The sequence below is a fragment of the Actinophytocola sp. genome (assembly GCF_036002505.1).
GTDB lineage: Bacteria > Actinomycetota > Actinomycetes > Mycobacteriales > Pseudonocardiaceae > DASYTH01.
The window spans coordinates 1-17,589 of the sequence record NZ_DASYTH010000397.1 but is presented as its reverse complement, the minus strand read 5'-3'; the positions used below and the strand labels follow the sequence as shown (position 1 = coordinate 17,589).

Below are 17,589 nucleotides of genomic sequence, written 5' to 3'. Positions count from 1 at the left end.
CTGGGCGTGAGAAAGGACGCCTTCCTCGCATCCACTCCACAATGGACACTGAGGTGCCGCACGGCTCAGCACCACCGGCACGCCACCGGCCTCGGGTAGCACCGCCTGAGGCGCTACCCAAACGATCTTGAAACGGCCCTGGTCTCCCGCACTGGGCAGATGATGGTCACCTTTCTAAGGAACATTAGAATTTCAGAGGGAAGAAAGAGAGGCGCCACGGCGCCGCCTGCGGCTCGCCGTGGCGCTCGTCGGTGCCGGTATCGTTTTTGGCCGGCGGAGCGGGTGGTTTTCTGGTCAGGTGAGGTGGAATTTTTGGTCGGCTGCGAGTGCGGCGAGTTGTTGGGGGGTGAATGGGAGTTCGGTTGTGGCGGGGAGGCCGGTCATGAAGTAGGACTTGGCTTGGGCGACGAATACCACGGTGCCGTCGGGGTGGCGGTAGGCGGCCCATTGGTCGAGGCGGTCGTCACCGGTGGGGTGCACTGCTACGCCGATCTGCTTGTCGCCGACCGGGACCAGTTCGCACTGGCCGCCCATGCCCCAGAACTTGGCGGTCAGGTCGCAGCCTTCGCCGGTGTCCTGGTTGCCGGGGGTGTGCACCTCGACTACCAGGTGGCCCCATTTTCCGTTGGCGCCAACGGGAATTGAGACCAGGTACTCCCAGATCTGCTTGTCGCCCACCTGGTCGGCGAACTGGGCCTGCTGCATCCGCAGGCCGCCGGACCAGTCCACGCCGGGGGCCGGTTTCAGATCTGCCGGTGCCCGCCATGCGGGCGGCACGGAGGCGTCCACCAGGGCCAGTAGCTCGGTGGCCTTGTCGGCGCGTGGACCCTGGCGCGCGGTCCGGTCGGTCTGGCCGTCCGGCCACGATGTCTTCGTGTCCGGGGGGTTCGCGACGGTGTTGCTGGTCGGCTGGACGGCGGGACCGCCGCCGGCGCCGAAGAACGTCGACCCGCCGCCGTCGCGGGTCAGGCTCGGCACGATGATCGCGCCGGCGACGATCAGCACCACGGCCGCGGCGCTGGCCGCGCCGGCCAGGGTCGCGCGGCGGCGCCGGCGGGCGTGCCGGGCGGCGTCGAGCACCGCCGTTCCGTTCATGGGTGCGGGCTTCGGGGTGGCGGTCATGACGCCGCGCAGGGCGTGCTTGAGCTCCTCCTCGTTCATGGTTTCCTCTCGCGTCAGATGGAAGCGGGGATCAGGCCGCGCAGCGCCTCGAGGCCGCGGAACGCCTGGCTCTTGACGGTGCCCGGGGAGCACCGCATGGCCTGCGCGGTCTCTTCGACCGACAGGTCCTCCCAGTACCGCAGCACCAGTGCGGCGCGCTGCCGGGCCGGCACCCGGGCGAGCGCCGACAGCAGGACGATCCGGTCCTCGGGATTGCCGTTCGGCGTGGCCGCCTGGTCGGCCGGCGTGTTGGTCACCCGCTCGCGGTGGAAGAACCCGCGGCGGTTCTCGTCGAGGAACGTGCGCACCAGGATCTGCCGCGTGTAGGCGTCCAGCGTGTGGTGCCCGGCGATGCGGTTCCACGCGCGGTACAGCTTGATGAAACTGGTCTGGACCAGGTCCTCTGCCCGGTGCCAGTCGCCGCAGAGCAGGTAGGCGGTCCCGCGCAGGGCGTCCGACCGCGTACCGAAGTACTCGGCGAACGCCCGGTCTCGATCATCCATCGGCCCTCCGGTGCGTAGCTACGGGTTAGTCACGCTCGCACACGCCAGGGAGGTTGCACGACGAGGAGGGGCCGTGCGCGGCGCACGGCCCCTCCGGCGGGAGCGGGGTGTCGCCGGGGACTGGCGGCGACGGCGAGGTCGACGGTGCCCGGTGCTGACGACCTGGCTCTGCCTGCGTCGAGGTGAATCAGCGCCCGGTCGATCCCGGTCGGCGAAATGACGCTCCGCAATTGCCGGTGATGGATGTTCAGCCTTTCGGCTGGGCCAGGCGGGTGCGGAGCTCGCGTTTGAGGATCTTGCCGGCGGCGGAGACGGGGATGGAGTCGACGAAGTGGATCTCGCGGAGGTGCTTGTAGGGGACGAGTTGGTCGTTGACGGCGGCCATGAGCTCGGTGTCGGCCAGGTCGGGGCGGGCGCGGACCACGAACGCCACGGGGAGCTCGCCGACGGCGGGGTCGGGACGGCCGACCACGGCGGCGGCGAGGACGCCGGGGTGGGCGGCGAGCAGCTCCTCGATCTCCCGCGGGTAGACGTTGTAACCCTTGTACAGCAGCATGTCCTTCATTCGGTCCACGATGGACAGGTAGCCGTCGGCGTCCACCGTGCCGATGTCGCCGGTGTGCAGCCAGCCGTCGACGAGCACCTCGGCGGTGGCGTCGGGGCGGTTGTGGTAGCCGGTCATGACCTGCGGGCCGCGGATGCACACCTCGCCGCGGTCGCCGTCCCCACCGGAGATCCGGATCTCGGTGTCGAAGATCGGCACGCCCACGGTGCCGATCTTGCGCAGGCCGGAGCGGTGGGTGGGACCGCCGGTGGCGCCCATGGTCACCTCGGTGAGCCCGTAGCCCTCGCTGATCACCGCGTCCGGCGCGAGGTCGTGCAGGCGGCGGCTCATCTCGACCGGCATCGGCGCGGCGCCGGAACCGATGGCGCGCACCGAGGAGAGGTCCCGCTTGCCGATGTCCGGGCAGGCCAGGAGCGCGGCGAAGAGTGCGGGCGCGCCGCCCATCGAGGTGACCCGGAGCCGCTCGGCGTCGGCCAGGTACTGCGCAGGGTCGAGCCGGCCGTGCAGCACCAGCGTGGTGCCGGTGAGCACCGGGACGGAGAGCCCCGCGATCGTGCCCATGGCGTGGAACCAGGGGGTCAGGTTGATCGCGATGCCGCTGCCGAGCCGCACCGGCCACTCCTCTTCGGGCCCGACCTGGTCGAGCACCAGCCCGCCCTCGGAGTCCAGCGCCGGCACCGAACCCGTTCCCCAGCAGGCATACTGCAGAGCGTTCACCACGACCTTGCGGTGCGGCAGCCGCACGCCCTTCGACACCCCGGTCGTGCCGCCGGTGTACGCCAGGTGCGCGAGATCGTTCCGCACGTCCAGATCGACTGCCGGCGGCGTGCCCGGCTGCCCGAGGCACAGCGGCGGGACGTCGGCCGCGGTGAGCGTCAACACCGCGCCCGCGTCGGCGATCTGCGCGGCCGCGGCCGGCTCCGGCAGCAGCGGGTTCACCGGTGCGAACACCGCGCCGGCGAGCAGTGCACCGAAGTACGCCACCGGGTACTCCAGGCAGTTCGGCATCCGCAGGGCCACCCGGTCACCGGGTTTCACGCCGCTCGCGACCAGCCCGTTCGCCACCCGGATGGCCCGGTCGGCGAGCCCGGCGAAGCTCAGCTCCACGCCGCCCGCGGCGAACGCGGTCCGCGCGCCGTACCGGCGGGCCGAGCCGAGCAGGATCGCTCCCACCGGCACCTCGGGATAGTCAAGAGTGGTGGGCAACCCGGGTGGCCAGCTGCTCATGGTCACTCCCAAGTGGACGGTCGGCGTTGACCTGTCCCCTGACGAAACACCTTCGGCGCCGCGTCCACAACCCCCAAGTGGTTTAGACCGAAGTTACGAGTGATCAAATAACTTCGCGCCGTATCTGAACTGGGCAGACAGTGTTGGCTGCAGGTCGACTTTCTGTCTACATGCCAACGGGTCGCCCGCCGAGAAGTGATCATCTCGGCGCAACGACGCGCTCACGATGGCGGTTCTGTAGCCAGAACGCAAGTCGTTTCTGGCTACAGAATTCGGCTCGATCGCCGCGTTTTCGCAGGTGAGCGGGCGAAGTTCTACACAGAGTCACAGCAACTTCGGTTTAGACCGGCTATCTCGCCGATCCGGGCAGCGCCGGCACGGTCCCGTCCGCCCGGACCGCGCCCGGCACGCCGCGGAACGCGTAGGGCACCGGCTCCCGGCCGGGCTGCACCACCCAGCACTCGCCACCGTCCCCCTCGCCCGCGGCCCTGATCACCGCGTCCGCAACCGTTTTCGCCTCCAGCAAGGGAAACCCGGCCGCGGTGAACACCTCGCGGAACGGCGCGACCATCGGCGTGTCCACGAAACCGGGGCAGATCGCGGCGATCCGGATGCCGTCGCGACGCAGCACCGGCCCGAGCGAGCGCACCAGCGCGACCACCCCGGCCTTGGTCATGGCGTAGAACGGGTCGTCCGGGTACGGCGTGAGCCCGGCCAGCGAGGCCAGCACCACGATCGACCCGCCGCCGCGCAGGTGCGGCGTCGCCACCCCGATCCCGTGCACCACGCCGGTCAGGTTGATGTCCACGATCCGCTGGTACGACTGGAGATCCACGGTGTCGCAGGTGGACCCGTCGGTGCCGCCGATGCCCGCGCAGAGCACGGCCAGCCCCAGCCCGTCCCCCGCCGCCGCGGCCCGGGCGCAGGAGCGCGCCAGCCCGCCCCGGTCCCGCACGTCCACCAGGTCCGCGCCGCTGGCCAGCGATCCGTCCGGCACCGCCGAGGCGTCCGCCACGAACACCGGCACCCCGTCCGCCGCCAGCCGCTCGACCACCGCGGCCCCGATCCCCGACGCTCCCCCGGTCACCCATGCAACCTTTTCCATCGCCCCAGTGTGTCGAACTCGCGGGGCCCTCGGGTGTCGTACCGGGTGTGACTTGGTGATTGCCATGGCGTAACAGCACGAATATGTTGTGGGTCACCACAAATTAGCCCACGGGTGGTGAACTGATGAAACTGCATGGACTAGTCAGATCGACACGAGTGGCCGGGGTGGCCTTGTGCTTCGCCTCGATCGTCGTGGCGGCGCCCTCGCTGAGTGGCGCGGCCGCGGCGCCGGACACCGACACCGCCTCCTACCTCGACTCGCACGCGCCGGTCAACGCGCGGGTCGAGGACCTGCTCCGCAAGATGACGCTGGCCGAGAAGGTCGGCCAGATGGACCAGATCGTCACCGGGGCGCTGCGCGACAGCAGCAACCCCGCGGACGGCAACTGCCGCAACTCCGGCGGCAACAACGACGCGCTCCAGCCGAACTGCCTGCAGGAAGTCCTGATCAAGAACTTCACCGGCTCGATCCTGGCCGGCGGCACGGACAACCCGCCGAGCAACACCGGGCGGGGCTGGGCGGAGTGGTACAACACGATCCAGCACTACGCCATCGACAACTCCCGGTTGCACATCCCGGTGATCTTCGGTGTGGACGCGGTGCACGGCTTCGGGCACCCGTTCGAGGCGCCGCTGTTCCCGCAGTCCATCGGGATCGGCGCCACCTGGGATCCCGAGGTGGCCCGCACCGGCGGCGCGGTGACCGCCCGCGGCCTCAAGGCGACCGGGTGGACCTGGGACTTCGCGCCGGTGCAGGACCTATACCGGGACAACCGGTGGGGCCGGGCGTATGAGACCTGGGCCGAGCAGCCGGTGCTCTCCGCGGCCCTCGGCGGCGGGTTCGTCCGCGGCATGCAGGACGGCACCGGCGTGGTCGCCACGGTGAAGCACTTCGCCGGGTACTCGCAGTCGCTCAACGGGCACGACCGGGTCGAGGCGCAACTGCCGATCCGGTACCTGCAGGACGTCCTGCTGCCGTCTTACCAGGGCGGGATCGACGCCAACGCGGCCACCGTCATGGTCAACTCCGGCTCAGTCAACAACATGCCGGCGCACGCCTCGCACTTCCTGCTCACCACGCTCCTGCGCGAGCGGATGGGCTTCAAGGGCGTGGTGATCAGCGACTTCGGCGACGTGCCGGCGCTGGCCAGCAACTACCGCATCGCCGCGGACTTCCCGGAGGCCATCGCCAAGGCGGTCAACGCCGGGGTGGACATGTCGATGACGCCGAACGACTTCCGCGGCTGGCAGAACGGGCTGATCCAGGACGTGCAGCGCGGCCTGGTGTCCGAGCGGCGGATCAACGATTCGGTGCGGCGGATTCTCAAGCTGAAGTTTGAGCTGGGCCTGTTCGACCACCCCTACGTGGATCCGGACAAGGCCGACGCCGCGGTGACCGCCGGGCGGGACGCCACGCTGAAGGCCACGCAGCAGTCGATCACGTTGCTGCGCAACCAGAACAACGTGCTGCCGCTGCCGCAGAACTCGCGGCTGGTGGTGACCGGGCCGAGCGCGGACTCGATGACCAACCAGCTCGGCGGCTGGAGCGTGAGCTGGCAGGGCGTGTTCGGCGCCGGGCACGTGTGCTGCATGGGACCGGCGGACCAGATCCCGCCGGGCACCACCGTCCTCAAAGGACTACAGGCGGCCGGTCCGAACGTGACGTTCGCACCCGACCAGGCCTCGGCGGTGGCCGCCGCGGCCGGCGCGGACGCGGTCGTGGTCGCGGTGGGCGAGAAGGCCTACGCCGAGGGCCTCGGTGACAACCCGTCGCCGGCGCTGCCCGCCGACCAGAAGGCCCTGATCAGCGCGCTGCAGGCGACCGGCAAACCGGTGATCGTGGTGGTGCTCGCCGGCCGCCCGCTCGCCCTCGGCCCGGGCCGGGACGCCAACGGCGTGATCATGGCCTACCAGGGCAGCACCGAGGCCGGCACCGCGGTGGCCGACGTGATCTTCGGGCGGATCAACCCGAGCGGCCGGCTCCCGGTGAGCTGGCCGTCCGAGGCGGACGCGCCCGGTGGTGACTTCTGCGGCAACTGCCCGTCGCCGCTGGGTGACCAGCCGAAGACGTTCGACCAGCTGCCGAGCACCGCGTCCGGGCAGGGCAACCAGTATAATCCGCTGTGGCCCTTCGGTTTCGGGTTGAGCTACACCACGTTCGCGAACAGCGACCTGGCCGTGGCGACCCCGTCCGTGCGGCGCGACGGGACGGTGCGGCTCAGCGTCACGGTGCGCAACACCGGCAGCAGGGCGGGCACCCAGACGGTCCCGGTCTACGTGCGCCAGCCGGTGAACGACACGGTCGTGCCGCCGCAACGCCTGGTGGCCTTCACCAAGGTCACCCTCGACCCTGGCCAGTCTCGGACGGTGCAGCTGTCGTTCCCGGCCTCGGTCCTCGCCGTCACCCAGGGCGACATCGACTCCACCGCGCGGCCCCAGGTGCCGACCGGCGCCTACCAGGTACAGGTCGACGCCATGAGCGCGGACTTCCAGGTCCGTTAAGTGCGATGAAGGGGGCCTTCCTCACGCTGGACGTGAGGAAGGCCCCCTTCATCGCACTCCGCCCCCTGTCGAATACCAATCGAACAGAACCACACTCGTTGACTCACAAAGCGACACCAGCCACCGTATGGGCATGACTCGATGGCGTGTCGTGGCTGTGTCGTTCGTGTCCTCGTTGACGGTCCTGGGGTTGCTACCCGGGATCGCGGTGGCGGATCACGGATCGGGGCCGGTGGTCAACGTCGCGCTGCGCGGGACTGCCTCGGCATCCTCGGAACTGGTGGGGCACGAGGCGGGGCTGGCCGTGGACGGCGATGGCGCCACGAGCTGGTGTCCAGCGGGCGGGACCGCGTCCATCACCGTGGACCTCGTCCGCGAGCGGAGACTGGAAGGGTTCGGCGTCACACTGGTGGACGGCGGCCAGATACGTGTCGAAGCCGGCAACTCCTTGGCACGGTTGCGGTCCGTCCGGCCGGCGGCCACGGTCGCGGGGAACACGCCGACCTGGTTCCCGGACCGGGTGAGCGCGCGGTTCGTGCGGGTGACCACCGCGTCGTGCGTCGGTGAGGTGCGGGTGCTGGCCCGATCCTCGGGCACGATGGTGCTCGGCGACGACCTGTCGTTCGCCATCCAGGAGTCGGCGATCGGCAACACCTTCCGGGACCGGGGCGTGACCGCGCTGCCGGAGCGGATCCTGGCCGCGCACGGGTCGAACTACGTGCGGCTGCGGTTGTGGAACGCGCCGCCCGGCGGGTACAGCAACCTGGACTCGGTGCTGGCCATGGCCCGGCGGGCGCGCGCGGCCGGGATGAAGATCCTGCTGGACTTCCACTACTCCGACTTCTGGGCCGACCCGCAGAAACAGGAGACGCCGGGCGCCTGGCAGGGCCAGGACCTGAGCACGCTGGCGGCCACGGTGCGCGGCTACACCCGGGACGTGCTCGACGCGCTCGCCGCGCAGCACACGCCGGCGAGCATGGTGGCGATCGGCAACGAGATCCGCAACGGGATGCTCTGGCCGACCGGCCAACTGGACTGGACCACGGGAGCGGGCTGGGACGCGCTCGGCACCCTGCTGCGCGCCGGTGTGGCGGGCGCGCGCGACGCGGCCGGCCCGACGCCGCTCATCCAGATCCATTTCGACCAGGGCGGAGACAACGCGTTCAGCCGGCAGTTCTTCGACAACGTCGTGGCGCAGCACGTGCCGTTCGACATCGTCGCGCTGTCCTACTACCCGTTCTGGCACGGCACCATGACCCAGCTGCGCACGAACGTGAACGACCTGGCCACGCGGTACGGAAAGCCGGTCGCCATCGTCGAGACGCAGTACGGGTGGACGCTCGAGCAGGGCGACGAGACCGGCAACTTCCTGTGGCAGGAAAGCCAGGTCATCCCCGGCTATCCGGCCACCCCGGGCGGTCAGCTGGCGTTCGTGTCCGACCTCGCGTCCCTGCTCGACGCGGTCCCGAACAACCGCGGCCTCGGCGTGTTCTACTGGCAGCCGGAATGGATCCCCGGCGTCGGCTGGACCCCGGGCGCCGGCACCCCCAACGACAACCTCACGATGTTCGACTTCGACGGCGACGCCCTGCCCGCCGTCCAGTTCGCCGACCCGCTCACCGCCTGCGCCCAGTACCGGGCCCAGGTCGCGTGCGGCTGAAGGGCTGTTCAGCACGCACGCCTAAGCTCTGTCCCATGGCGACGTACTTCGAGGTACACCCCGAGAACCCACAACCCCGCGCGATCAGCCAGGCAGCCGAGATCGTGCGGGGCGGTGGGCTGATCGCATACCCCACGGACTCGTGCTATGCCCTCGGCTGCCGGCTGGACAACAGGGCCGCGCTCGACCGCATCCGGAGCATCCGGTCGCTGGACGAGCGGCACCACTTCACCCTGGTCTGCCACGAGTTCGCGCAGCTCGGGGCGCTGGTATACCTGAGCAACGCGGTGTTCCGCGCGATCAAGGCGGCCACCCCGGGCAGCTACACCTTCATCGTGCGGGCCAGCAACGAGCTGCCGCGCCGCCTGCAGCACCCGCGCAAGCGCACCGTGGGCGTGCGCATCCCGGACAACATCGTGGCCCAGGCCCTGGTCGCCGAGCTCGGCGAGCCGCTGGTGTCCAGCACCCTGCTGCTCCCCGGCGAGCCGGCCCCGCTCACCCTCGGCACCGAGATCCGCGACCGACTCGGCCACCTCCTCGACGCGGTCGTGGACGCGGGCCCCTGCGGCACCGAACCGACCACCGTCATCGACTTCTCCCGCGACACGCCGGAGATCGTCCGCAAGGGCGCAGGCGACCCCAGCCGGTTCGAGTAAGCCCGGTGCGGCCATTCAGGCGAACGTCACCGCGGCCCTCCATGCGCTCATTAGCATGAACGCACTGATCGAGTGCGAGTAGGGGGAACGCCATGCCGGACCCCGTGTTCTGCACCGGATGCCCGAGCTGCCCCGAGGGCAACAAGCACGAGACCTGCACCTGCCCGCTGGGCGCCGACTGCCAGTGCGAGCAGGAGGGCTGCCAGCCCAGCAGCTGACCGCCGCTACATCGGCTCACTCGGCATGTCCCCGGCTCCCGACCCGGGCAGGCCGGGGTGCAGCCATTCCACGAACGGCGTGAGCACCGCGGCCAGGATCAGCAACGCGCCCGCGATCCGGGTGACCGTCCGCGGGTAGACAAACCGCTCAACGAAAATCACCACCGCGAGCAACGCCATCGCGAGCAAGTTCGTCATGCCCACCGCGATGAGCACGACCATGAATCCGATGCAGCACCCGATGCAGGTCAGCCCATGCCGGGTCGCCGTGGTAACAACGTTCCCGATCCGCCCGCCCGGTGTCGCCGTTTCGTTCAACCCGGAGCACGTGGTCGCCCGGCACGACTCCCGGCACCGGTCCTTCGCCGGCAGGAACTGGTACACCCCGGCCACCAGGTAAACCCCCGCCGCCAGCCACTTCTCGTTCTCCGGCGAGATCGACACAATTTCCCTGGCGCCCACCAGCACGAGGTAAACGGCCAGCCCGAACACCATCCACACAGCCAGGTACACCACAAGAAATATCGCCGCCCGCGCTGTGACCACCGGCAGCCCCACACTGGCCCGGTCCCCCACCACCGCGGACACCGCCGAAACCCCCACGGTCAGGAACATCATCGCCACCACCATCGGCAGCCACATCACCAGAAACGCCCCGACCGACATCCCCATCGTCCCAGCCATAGCGTCGCCGGCGTCCCGCGCCTGCCCCACCATGAAGTACCAGCCCAACGCGACAACCACCGCCAGCAAAATGGACGCCACAACCACCTGCTGCCCCTTCAGGCCACGCATATAGCCAAACCCACGCTGCTCGACGACCATCGCCCTCACCCTTCATGCCGGCCCCCCAACCAGACGACCCTAGAGATCCACACCAACCCCAGAAAAGGGCCCAAGCGGCCTAACCCACCCACAGCCGCCCAAGCATGGCCGCCATTCCCCGCTCCGACAGTCATCCACATCCGACCCAGTTGTCCACACCCCACCCAAAGTCGATCACCCACCCCGTTTCCGCCGCTAGACTGGCCGTCGGGCCCCCACCCGGAATGGGGTGGGGGGTGGGTTCGTGGGGCTCGACGGGTCCAGCGCGGGCGACGGCAACGTTTCAGCGATCATGCCCGGCACTTGTCGGTGCTCGGCGGCAGACTGCGCCTCGTATCCGTTGAGTGGGTGCTGCGGCGCCAGTTCGGGGTGATCAGCAGGCGGCAAGCCCGGGCCGGTGGGATGTCGGAGGATCAGATTGACCGGCGGCTCGCCTCGAGTCGGTGGTTGACCGTGCGTCCTGGCGTCTATTTGGCCGCCGATCGCGACCTGACCGACGAGGCGCGGATTCTCGCCGTCGGGTTGTGGGCGGGCGACGGCGGAACGATCACCGGCCTGGCCGCGGCGCGGTGGCACCGGCTGTGGCCGGATCCGCCGCCGGTCGCGGCGGGGATTGCGGCCTGGACGAGGCGTCCGGGTCCGACACGGTGAGCTGCCTGAGGCCGACCGCGTCGTGATGCGCGGGCTGACCTGACCGGCGTGCGGCGATCACCCTGTTGCGGAACGCCGGCATCGACGGTTGGCGGCAGCATTACCGGCTCGGTGGCTTCGGGTTCGATCTTGCCTTTCCCGAGCGGCGGGTCGCCATCGAGTGGACGGATGGGCGTGGCATCACGACGCCGAAGCGTTCAGACGTGATCGTCAGCGGCAGAACGTGCTGGTGCTCGCGGGCTGGACGGTGCTCCGGTTCACCTGGAGCGACCTGACCCACCGGCCGGATCGGGTGATCCACGACGTGCGCACGGGTGCTCAACAGCCAGGCCGCGGCATGACCGATATGAAACGTTTCGGCACAATTCCGGGAACGTTCCGACGACGCAAAGGTCGTTGAGCTGGCAATTAGACAGGTATATCGCTGATCGTTGACCTGCTGCGCTGGATCGTTTTAGAGTTGTTTCGGGTGGCTTCCGGAATTCGACGCTTGCTCGAACAGGGAGGGCACCCATGCACGTCTCGTTCAGTTTGCGCCGCCGCAGGGCGGTGTTCGTCGCGATCATCAGCGCCGTGGTGTCCGTGGCCGCGACGGTGGCGCTGTCCGCGCTCGGTCCGCCGCCGGCGCGGGCCGTGACCTGCACTCCGCTGCCGTCCACGCTGCCCGCACCTGCTTCGCTGCCGGCGGTCTCGGAGCTGCCCGACCCGTTCCGGCTCTTCGACGGCACGCGGATCGAGAGCCCCGGCGACTGGACGGGCTGCCGGCGAGCCCAACTCCGAGAACTGTTGCAGGACTACGAATACGGGCACCTGCCGCCCGCGCCGACCAGTGTCACCGGTACCCGCAGCGGGAACACGCTGACCGTGACCGTGCAGGCCAACGGCCGGACCGCGAGCTTCAACGCGACCCTGCGGCTGCCCAGTGGCACCGGCCCGTTCCCGGCGATCATCCTGTTCAACGGGCTCGCGGCGAGCGCCACCGCACGGGGCTACGCCGAGGTGGCCATCAACCCGAACGATATCGCCGCCGACAGCACGTCGAAGACCGGCGCGTTCTGGACGCTGTACAACGGCACGAACGTGGACACCGGTGTGCTGATGGCGTGGGCGTGGGGCGCGCACCGCACGCTGGACGCGCTGCGCTCGGTACCGCAGATCGACACCAGCCGGGTCGGCATCTCGGGCTACTCGCGGTACGGCAAGGCGGCCGCGGTCACCGGCGCCTTCGACGACCGGATCGCGCTGACCGTGCCGGGGTCGTCCGGGACGGCCGGGATGGGCGAGTACCGGTTCTTCTTCACCAACAACACCAACGACGAAAAGCTCGAGGACATCCTCGGCGCCGCGTACTGGTTCACGCCGCGGTTCGCCCAGTTCCGCAACCAGGCCACCCGGCTGCCGTTCGACCAGCACTCGCTGATCGCGCTGATCGCGCCGCGCGCGATGCTGGCGACCAGCGGCACCGAGGGCTCGGACATCCGCACCAACCCGCAGGGCTCCGGCCTGACCTACCGCGGGGCGAAGCAGGTCTACCAGTTCCTCGGCGTCCCGGACCGGATCGGCATCGCCTACCGGCCCGGCGGCCACCAGATCGACATCAACGACTACAACGCGATCATGGACTTCGCCGACAAGTTCCTGCGCAACCTGCCAGTCTCCAGGACGTTCGACAGCGTGCCGTACCCGGCGCCCACCCCGGCCCAGATACCGTGGACGGCGCCGACCGGTGCCCCGCCGTCTTCGACGACGTCGACCATCATCGGCGACCCGCCGCCCCCGCCGGGAAGGTGCACGGTCCGGGACGACATGAACGCCTGGAACACTGGCTTCACGTCCAACTTCACCATCACCAACACCAGCACCACCCCGATCAACGGCTGGTCATTGACGTTCACGTTGCCGGCCGGCCAGGTGATCACCAGCACCTGGAACGCCACGTACACCCCGACCTCCGGCCAGGTCACCGCGCGCAACGTCGGCTTCAACGCGGCGATCCCGGCCAATGGCGGAACGGTCCGCGATTTCGGCTTCCAGGCCACGCACACTGGGAACACGGCGAAGCCGACCTCGTTCACGCTCAAACGGAACGCCCTGCACGATCGTCTAAGGAGAGTCATGAGGATCCGCGCCCTGCTGGCCACCTGCCTCGCCCTGACCGCAACCGTCTATAGTGGACAGAATGCTTCCGCCGCGCCCGGAGTGACGCTGCTGCGCGACGTCCAGCTCGACGCCACCGCGCTGTACTTCGTGTCGTTCGACGGTCTGGTCAACAACGAGTCGTTCCAGCAGGACGCGATCCTCAGCTTCGCCGGGTACCAGTACACCGCCTGGTACACCGCGGACCGCAGTGCCGTCGTCGCCCGCCGCCAGCTACCCGCCGGGGCGTGGGCGAAGGCCGTGCTGCCGCACCGGCTCTCCACCGACGACTCGCACAACGTGATCTCGCTCGGCATCTCGCCGACCGACGGCCGGTTGCACGTGGCCATGGACACCCACAACACCACCGTGTTCTACGTCAAGTCGGAGGCCGGGCTGGTCACCGCTCCGGCGTCGCGCACCTGGTCGCCGGCCCGGTTCGGTGCGGTGCAACGAAACCTGGACGGAGTGGAGCTCGGCACGATCACCTACCCGCAGTTCGTGATCACCCCGGAGCGGCGGCTGCAGCTCAGCTACCGCACCGGCGGCTCCGGCAACGGCACCAACGAGTTGGCCGAGTACGACGGCACGACCTGGCGCAGGCTCGGCCGGTGGACGTCGGCGACCGGCTCGTGGACCGCGCCGAACGGCGTCACCAGCACCACCCGCAACATGTACCTGCACGGCATCACCTACGGGCCCGGCGGCCGGCTGCACGCCGCGTTCACCTGGCGCGAGGGCAATACCGGCGTGCTGTGCAACCAGGGCGGGCTGACCAACCACGACACCGGCTACGTGTTCAGCGACGACCGCGGCCGCACCTGGCGCGACAACACCGGGCAAGCGGTTTCCTCGCCGGTCGCGGTGTCGCCGAGCCTGATCGTCGACCCGCTCGACCCGAACCACGGGCTGATCAACCAGGAGAGCCAGGCGATCGACTCGGCCGGCGTGCCGCACGTGGTGATCAGCTACGTGCCCGGCCGGTTCACCCAGTGCGTCACCGGCTACGCCGCCGACCGCACCCGCTGGGGCCGTGCCTTCCACCTGGTCCGCACCGCCAACGGAACCTGGACCAAACGCGAGATCCCGGTCCCGCTGAACTCCACCGGCCGCACCAAGATTGTCTTCGACCACAACGACAACGCCTACCTCATCCTGCCGTTCGCCCGGATCGTCAGCGCCTCCAAGGCCAGCGGCTGGACCGACTGGACCCTGGTGTTCAACGGCTCCAACGCCTTCAGCGAGGTGAACGTCGACGCCTCCCGGCTCACCACCGAGAACGTGCTTTCCGTGCAGTACCAACAACGTTCCAGCGGCACCACGCCATCACCCATCCGCGTCGCCGACTTCCAACTCGGCTGACCCCGCGTGGTCGACCAGCACCTCGCGGATCACCCGCCGCGGCACCGCACCGTCCGGGCTGCCCGGTTCCAGGGTGATCAGCGCCTTCCACAACGCCCAGCCGCGGCCGCGGGACCAGGTGGCGGGGTCGGCGCCGAGGGTCGTGCGGAAGGCGTCACGGCTGGGGCCTTCGAAGAGGGTCCAGGCGATGACGGTGTCGCAGGCCGGGTCGCCGACGCCGCTGGTGCCGAAGTCGATGACGGCGGCCAGGTTTCCGTTGCGGGTGAGGAGGTTGCCGGTGGCGACGTCGCCGTGGAACCAGACCGGGTCGCCGTGCCAGGTGGCCGCCATGGCGTCGTCCCAGGCACGCAGCGCCGCGTCGCGGGGGATCTCGTCGCCCAGTGCGTCGATGGCGCGGTGGGTCTCCTCGGCGTAGGTGGACAGCGGGCCGCCGCGGAAGAAGTTGTGCGGACCGGGTTCGGGGCCGCCGGAGGGGTCGATCCGGCTCAACGCCACCAGGAACTCGGCGAGGTCGGTGGCGAATGCGGTCAGGTCGGCGATGTTCGTGCGGTCGGCGAGGTGGCCGTCGAGCCAGCGGTAGACCGACCACGGGTACGGGTAGCCGAGGTCCGGCTCGCCCCGGGCGACCGGGGTGGGGATGGGCAGCGGGAGCCGCGCGGCCAGCACCGGGAGCCAGCGCTGCTCCTTGTCGACCTGGAGCGCGTACCAGTCGCCGCTCGGCAGCCGCAGGGTCAGCTCGTCGCCGAGCCGGAAGGTGCGGTTGTCCCAGCCGTCGGCCTCGACCGCGGTCACCGGAAGGTGGGCCCACCGCGGGAACTGGCTGGCCACCAGCCGCCGCGCCAGGTTCGCATCGATCTCGGGACGGGACACGCCGCGGAAGCATGCGGATCGAGCGAGCTGGGCGCAACGGGTTTTCGCCCCGCTAACCTGCGGTCGTGGCCATCGAGCTGACCCTGCTGCCGCGGGTGGCGTTCCAGGGCCGGGAGATCACCGGTCCCCGGCTGCGGGGTCTGCTCGCGCTGCTGGCCGGCGAGCTGCGCACCGGGCGCGGCGCCACCGTGCTGGTGGACGCCCTGTGGCCGGACGAGCAGCCCGAGAACCCGCCGAAAGCGTTGCAGGTCCTGGTCTCCCGGGTCCGCGGCCAGCTCGGCTCCGACGTCATCGTCCGTACCCCCACGGGGTACCGCCTGGCGCTGACCGAGGAGCAGGTCGACACCTCAGCCCTCCTCCTGCACGCCCGAGCGGCCGCGGAGCACACCCGGGAAGGCGATCATGCGGCGGCGCTCGTCAAGGCCGAGGCCGGGCTCGCGCTGTGGGACGGGGCCGGCGACAGCGGGCTGAACGACCCGCTCGCCGCGCTGCGGGCGGAGCGCACCCGCACCCACCGCGAGCTGGTCAGGGGCCGCGCGCTGGCGCTGTCCCGGCTGGGCCGGCGGGCCGAGGCCGTCCCCGCGCTCACCGACCTCGCCGCCGAACGCCCGCGCGACGAGGAGGTGCTGCTCGAGCTGCTGCACGGCGAAGCGGCCACGCTCGGCCCGGCCGCGGCGCTGGCCCGCTACGAGGCGTACCGCCGGACCCTCCGCGACGAGCTCGGCACCGACCCCGGCCCCGCACTCCAGGCCGCCCACCAGGAATTGCTGCGTGACCAGGCACCCACCGTCCGGCACGGCGTCCAGCACGAACCCAACCCGCTGCTCGGCCGTGCCGACGACGTCGCCGCCGTGACCACCCTCCTGCACACCGCCCGGGTCACCTCGATCATCGGCCCCGGTGGTCTCGGCAAGACCCGCCTCGCCCACGTGGTCAGCAACCAGGCCGAGCAGCGCACCGTCCACTTCGTCCCGCTCGCCGGCGTCAGCGCCGACAACGACGTCGCCGCCGAGGTCGCCGCCGCCCTCGACGTCCGGGAGTCCCGCCACACCGGTGTGCTCAGCGGCATCGTCGCCGCCCTCGGACCCGGCCCCGCCCTCCTCGTGCTGGACAACTGCGAGCACGTGATCCGCGGCGCCGCCGACCTCGCCCACGCGCTCGTATCGATGACGAAGGACCTGCGGGTCCTCACCACCAGCCGGGCCCCGCTCGGCCTGTCCTCGGAGTCGGTCTACCCGCTGCCGGAGCTCAGCCTGCCGGTCACGGCCGAGCTGTTCCGCCAGCGTGCGCGGGCGGCGCGACCCGGGGTGGAGCTGGACGACGCCACCGTGACGGAGCTGTGCCGCCACCTCGACGGCCTGCCCCTCGCCGCCGAGCTCGCGGCGGCCCGCGTCCGCGTCATGTCGGTCGCCGAGATCGCCCGCCGCCTCCAGGACCGGTTCACGCTGCTGCGCGGCGGACCTCGGGACGCACCCCGACGCCACCAGACCCTGCACGCTGTCGTCGACTGGAGCTGGAACCTCCTCGACCCCGACGGCCAAACGGCCATGCGCGCCCTGTCAATCTTCCCCGGCGGATTCACCGCCGAGGCCGCGGAGCACATGCTCGGCCGCGATGCGCTGTCCACTGTGGAGCACCTGGTCGACCAGTCCCTGCTCAAACTCGACGAAACCCCATCCGGCGTTCGCTTCCGTATGCTCGAAACGGTCCGCGAGTTCAGCACCGCCGCCCGGGAGGCGGCCGGCGAGACGGACCGTGTGATCGATGCTTTCCTCGGCTGGGCAAGGGATTTCGGCCGCACCCACCACGCTTCGCCGATCGGCCCGGACCCACGCCCCGCGACCGAGCTGGTCCGCGCCGAGATGGACAACCTGGTGCTGGCCCTACGCTACGGCCTCGCCCACGACGACGGCCCCACCGTCATGGCCACCGCCGCCGTGCTCGCTGCCCTCTGGACCGTCGATTCCCTGTACCTGCGGATGGCCGCGCTCACCACCGACATAGCCCACCTGATCTCCCACTACCGCCCCGAACCCGAGCACGTCGAGGTCACCCGCGCGGCCGCCGTCCTCTGCACCGCCTACACCTTCACCGTCCACGGCCCCCAAGCCACCCGCTCCCTGCTGGCCCTCCGCAAGCTCCCACC

Annotated in this window: 14 protein-coding genes; 8 read left to right on the top strand and 6 right to left on the bottom strand. The window is 70.3% G+C overall.

What is annotated here, in order from left to right; translation table 11 throughout:
• Positions 1 to 294: 294 nt before the first annotated feature.
• The 4 genes from VGR06_RS34485 to VGR06_RS34470 all read right to left on the bottom strand — a co-directional run bounded on the left by VGR06_RS34485 (position 295) and on the right by VGR06_RS34470 (position 4,561).
• Positions 295 to 1,161, bottom strand: a complete 867-nt coding sequence (locus VGR06_RS34485) for a hypothetical protein (protein ID WP_327563385.1) — start codon at positions 1,159 to 1,161, stop codon at positions 295 to 297.
• Positions 1,162 to 1,175: 14 nt separating this feature from the next.
• On the bottom strand, positions 1,176 to 1,664 hold the full coding sequence (locus VGR06_RS34480; protein ID WP_327563384.1) for a SigE family RNA polymerase sigma factor: 489 nt from the start codon (positions 1,662 to 1,664) through the stop codon (positions 1,176 to 1,178).
• 247 nt (positions 1,665 to 1,911) lie between these two features.
• Positions 1,912 to 3,456: a class I adenylate-forming enzyme family protein gene (locus VGR06_RS34475; RefSeq protein WP_327563383.1), complete on the bottom strand. Its 1,545-nt coding sequence runs from the start codon at positions 3,454 to 3,456 to the stop codon at positions 1,912 to 1,914.
• Positions 3,457 to 3,805: 349 nt separating this feature from the next.
• Positions 3,806 to 4,561 (bottom strand): SDR family NAD(P)-dependent oxidoreductase, encoded by a 756-nt coding sequence (locus VGR06_RS34470; protein WP_327563382.1) that lies wholly within the window; start codon positions 4,559 to 4,561, stop codon positions 3,806 to 3,808.
• A 158-nt stretch (positions 4,562 to 4,719) separates the two neighbouring features.
• On the opposite strand from VGR06_RS34470, the gene VGR06_RS34465 reads away from it, so the two are divergent.
• The 4 genes from VGR06_RS34465 to VGR06_RS34450 all read left to right on the top strand — a co-directional run bounded on the left by VGR06_RS34465 (position 4,720) and on the right by VGR06_RS34450 (position 9,599).
• Positions 4,720 to 7,065 (top strand): glycoside hydrolase family 3 N-terminal domain-containing protein, encoded by a 2,346-nt coding sequence (locus VGR06_RS34465; RefSeq protein WP_327563381.1) that lies wholly within the window; start codon positions 4,720 to 4,722, stop codon positions 7,063 to 7,065.
• Between the two features lie 133 nt (positions 7,066 to 7,198).
• A complete protein-coding gene (locus VGR06_RS34460; protein WP_327563380.1) occupies positions 7,199 to 8,725 on the top strand; it encodes a glycosyl hydrolase 53 family protein in 1,527 nt (508 codons plus the stop codon).
• 35 nt (positions 8,726 to 8,760) lie between these two features.
• Entirely contained in the window at positions 8,761 to 9,381 is a 621-nt protein-coding gene (locus VGR06_RS34455; RefSeq protein WP_327563379.1) for an L-threonylcarbamoyladenylate synthase, read from the top strand.
• A 92-nt stretch (positions 9,382 to 9,473) separates the two neighbouring features.
• Entirely contained in the window at positions 9,474 to 9,599 is a 126-nt protein-coding gene (locus VGR06_RS34450; protein WP_327563378.1) for a hypothetical protein, read from the top strand.
• Positions 9,600 to 9,605: 6 nt separating this feature from the next.
• Here the strand turns inward: VGR06_RS34450 and VGR06_RS34445 are convergent, their stop codons facing one another.
• Positions 9,606 to 10,394, bottom strand: coding sequence for a DUF2182 domain-containing protein (locus tag VGR06_RS34445; protein ID WP_327563377.1), 789 nt, complete (start codon positions 10,392 to 10,394; stop codon positions 9,606 to 9,608).
• A gap of 477 nt (positions 10,395 to 10,871) precedes the next feature.
• On the opposite strand from VGR06_RS34445, the gene VGR06_RS34440 reads away from it, so the two are divergent.
• The 3 genes from VGR06_RS34440 to VGR06_RS34430 all read left to right on the top strand — a co-directional run bounded on the left by VGR06_RS34440 (position 10,872) and on the right by VGR06_RS34430 (position 14,573).
• Complete coding sequence (locus VGR06_RS34440) at positions 10,872 to 11,075, top strand: hypothetical protein (protein WP_327563376.1); 204 nt, start codon at positions 10,872 to 10,874, stop codon at positions 11,073 to 11,075.
• A gap of 160 nt (positions 11,076 to 11,235) precedes the next feature.
• Entirely contained in the window at positions 11,236 to 11,475 is a 240-nt protein-coding gene (locus VGR06_RS34435) for an endonuclease domain-containing protein (protein ID WP_327563375.1), read from the top strand.
• Between the two features lie 113 nt (positions 11,476 to 11,588).
• Complete coding sequence (locus VGR06_RS34430) at positions 11,589 to 14,573, top strand: BNR-4 repeat-containing protein (protein ID WP_327563374.1); 2,985 nt, start codon at positions 11,589 to 11,591, stop codon at positions 14,571 to 14,573.
• On the opposite strand, the gene VGR06_RS34425 is transcribed toward VGR06_RS34430, so the two are convergent.
• A complete protein-coding gene (locus tag VGR06_RS34425; protein WP_327563373.1) occupies positions 14,538 to 15,443 on the bottom strand; it encodes an aminoglycoside phosphotransferase family protein in 906 nt (301 codons plus the stop codon). The genes VGR06_RS34430 and VGR06_RS34425 overlap by 36 nt on opposite strands.
• Before the next feature lie 65 nt (positions 15,444 to 15,508).
• On the opposite strand from VGR06_RS34425, the gene VGR06_RS34420 reads away from it, so the two are divergent.
• Positions 15,509 to 17,589 (top strand): ATP-binding protein (locus tag VGR06_RS34420; protein WP_327563372.1); only part of this gene is annotated, 2,081 nt, incomplete at its 3' end.

Bases quoted from the DNA above. Each gene is read 5' to 3' on its own strand.
- VGR06_RS34485 (WP_327563385.1), bottom strand. From the start codon at position 1,161: ATGAACGAGGAGGAGCTCAAGCACGCCCTGCGCGGCGTCATGACCGCC.
- VGR06_RS34480 (WP_327563384.1), bottom strand. From the start codon at position 1,664: ATGGATGATCGAGACCGGGCGTTCGCCGAGTACTTCGGTACGCGGTCG.
- VGR06_RS34475 (WP_327563383.1), bottom strand. From the start codon at position 3,456: ATGAGCAGCTGGCCACCCGGGTTGCCCACCACTCTTGACTATCCCGAG.
- VGR06_RS34470 (WP_327563382.1), bottom strand. From the start codon at position 4,561: ATGGAAAAGGTTGCATGGGTGACCGGGGGAGCGTCGGGGATCGGGGCC.
- VGR06_RS34460 (WP_327563380.1), top strand. From the start codon at position 7,199: ATGACTCGATGGCGTGTCGTGGCTGTGTCGTTCGTGTCCTCGTTGACG.
- VGR06_RS34455 (WP_327563379.1), top strand. From the start codon at position 8,761: ATGGCGACGTACTTCGAGGTACACCCCGAGAACCCACAACCCCGCGCG.
- VGR06_RS34450 (WP_327563378.1), top strand. From the start codon at position 9,474: ATGCCGGACCCCGTGTTCTGCACCGGATGCCCGAGCTGCCCCGAGGGC.
- VGR06_RS34445 (WP_327563377.1), bottom strand. From the start codon at position 10,394: ATGCGTGGCCTGAAGGGGCAGCAGGTGGTTGTGGCGTCCATTTTGCTG.
- VGR06_RS34430 (WP_327563374.1), top strand. From the start codon at position 11,589: ATGCACGTCTCGTTCAGTTTGCGCCGCCGCAGGGCGGTGTTCGTCGCG.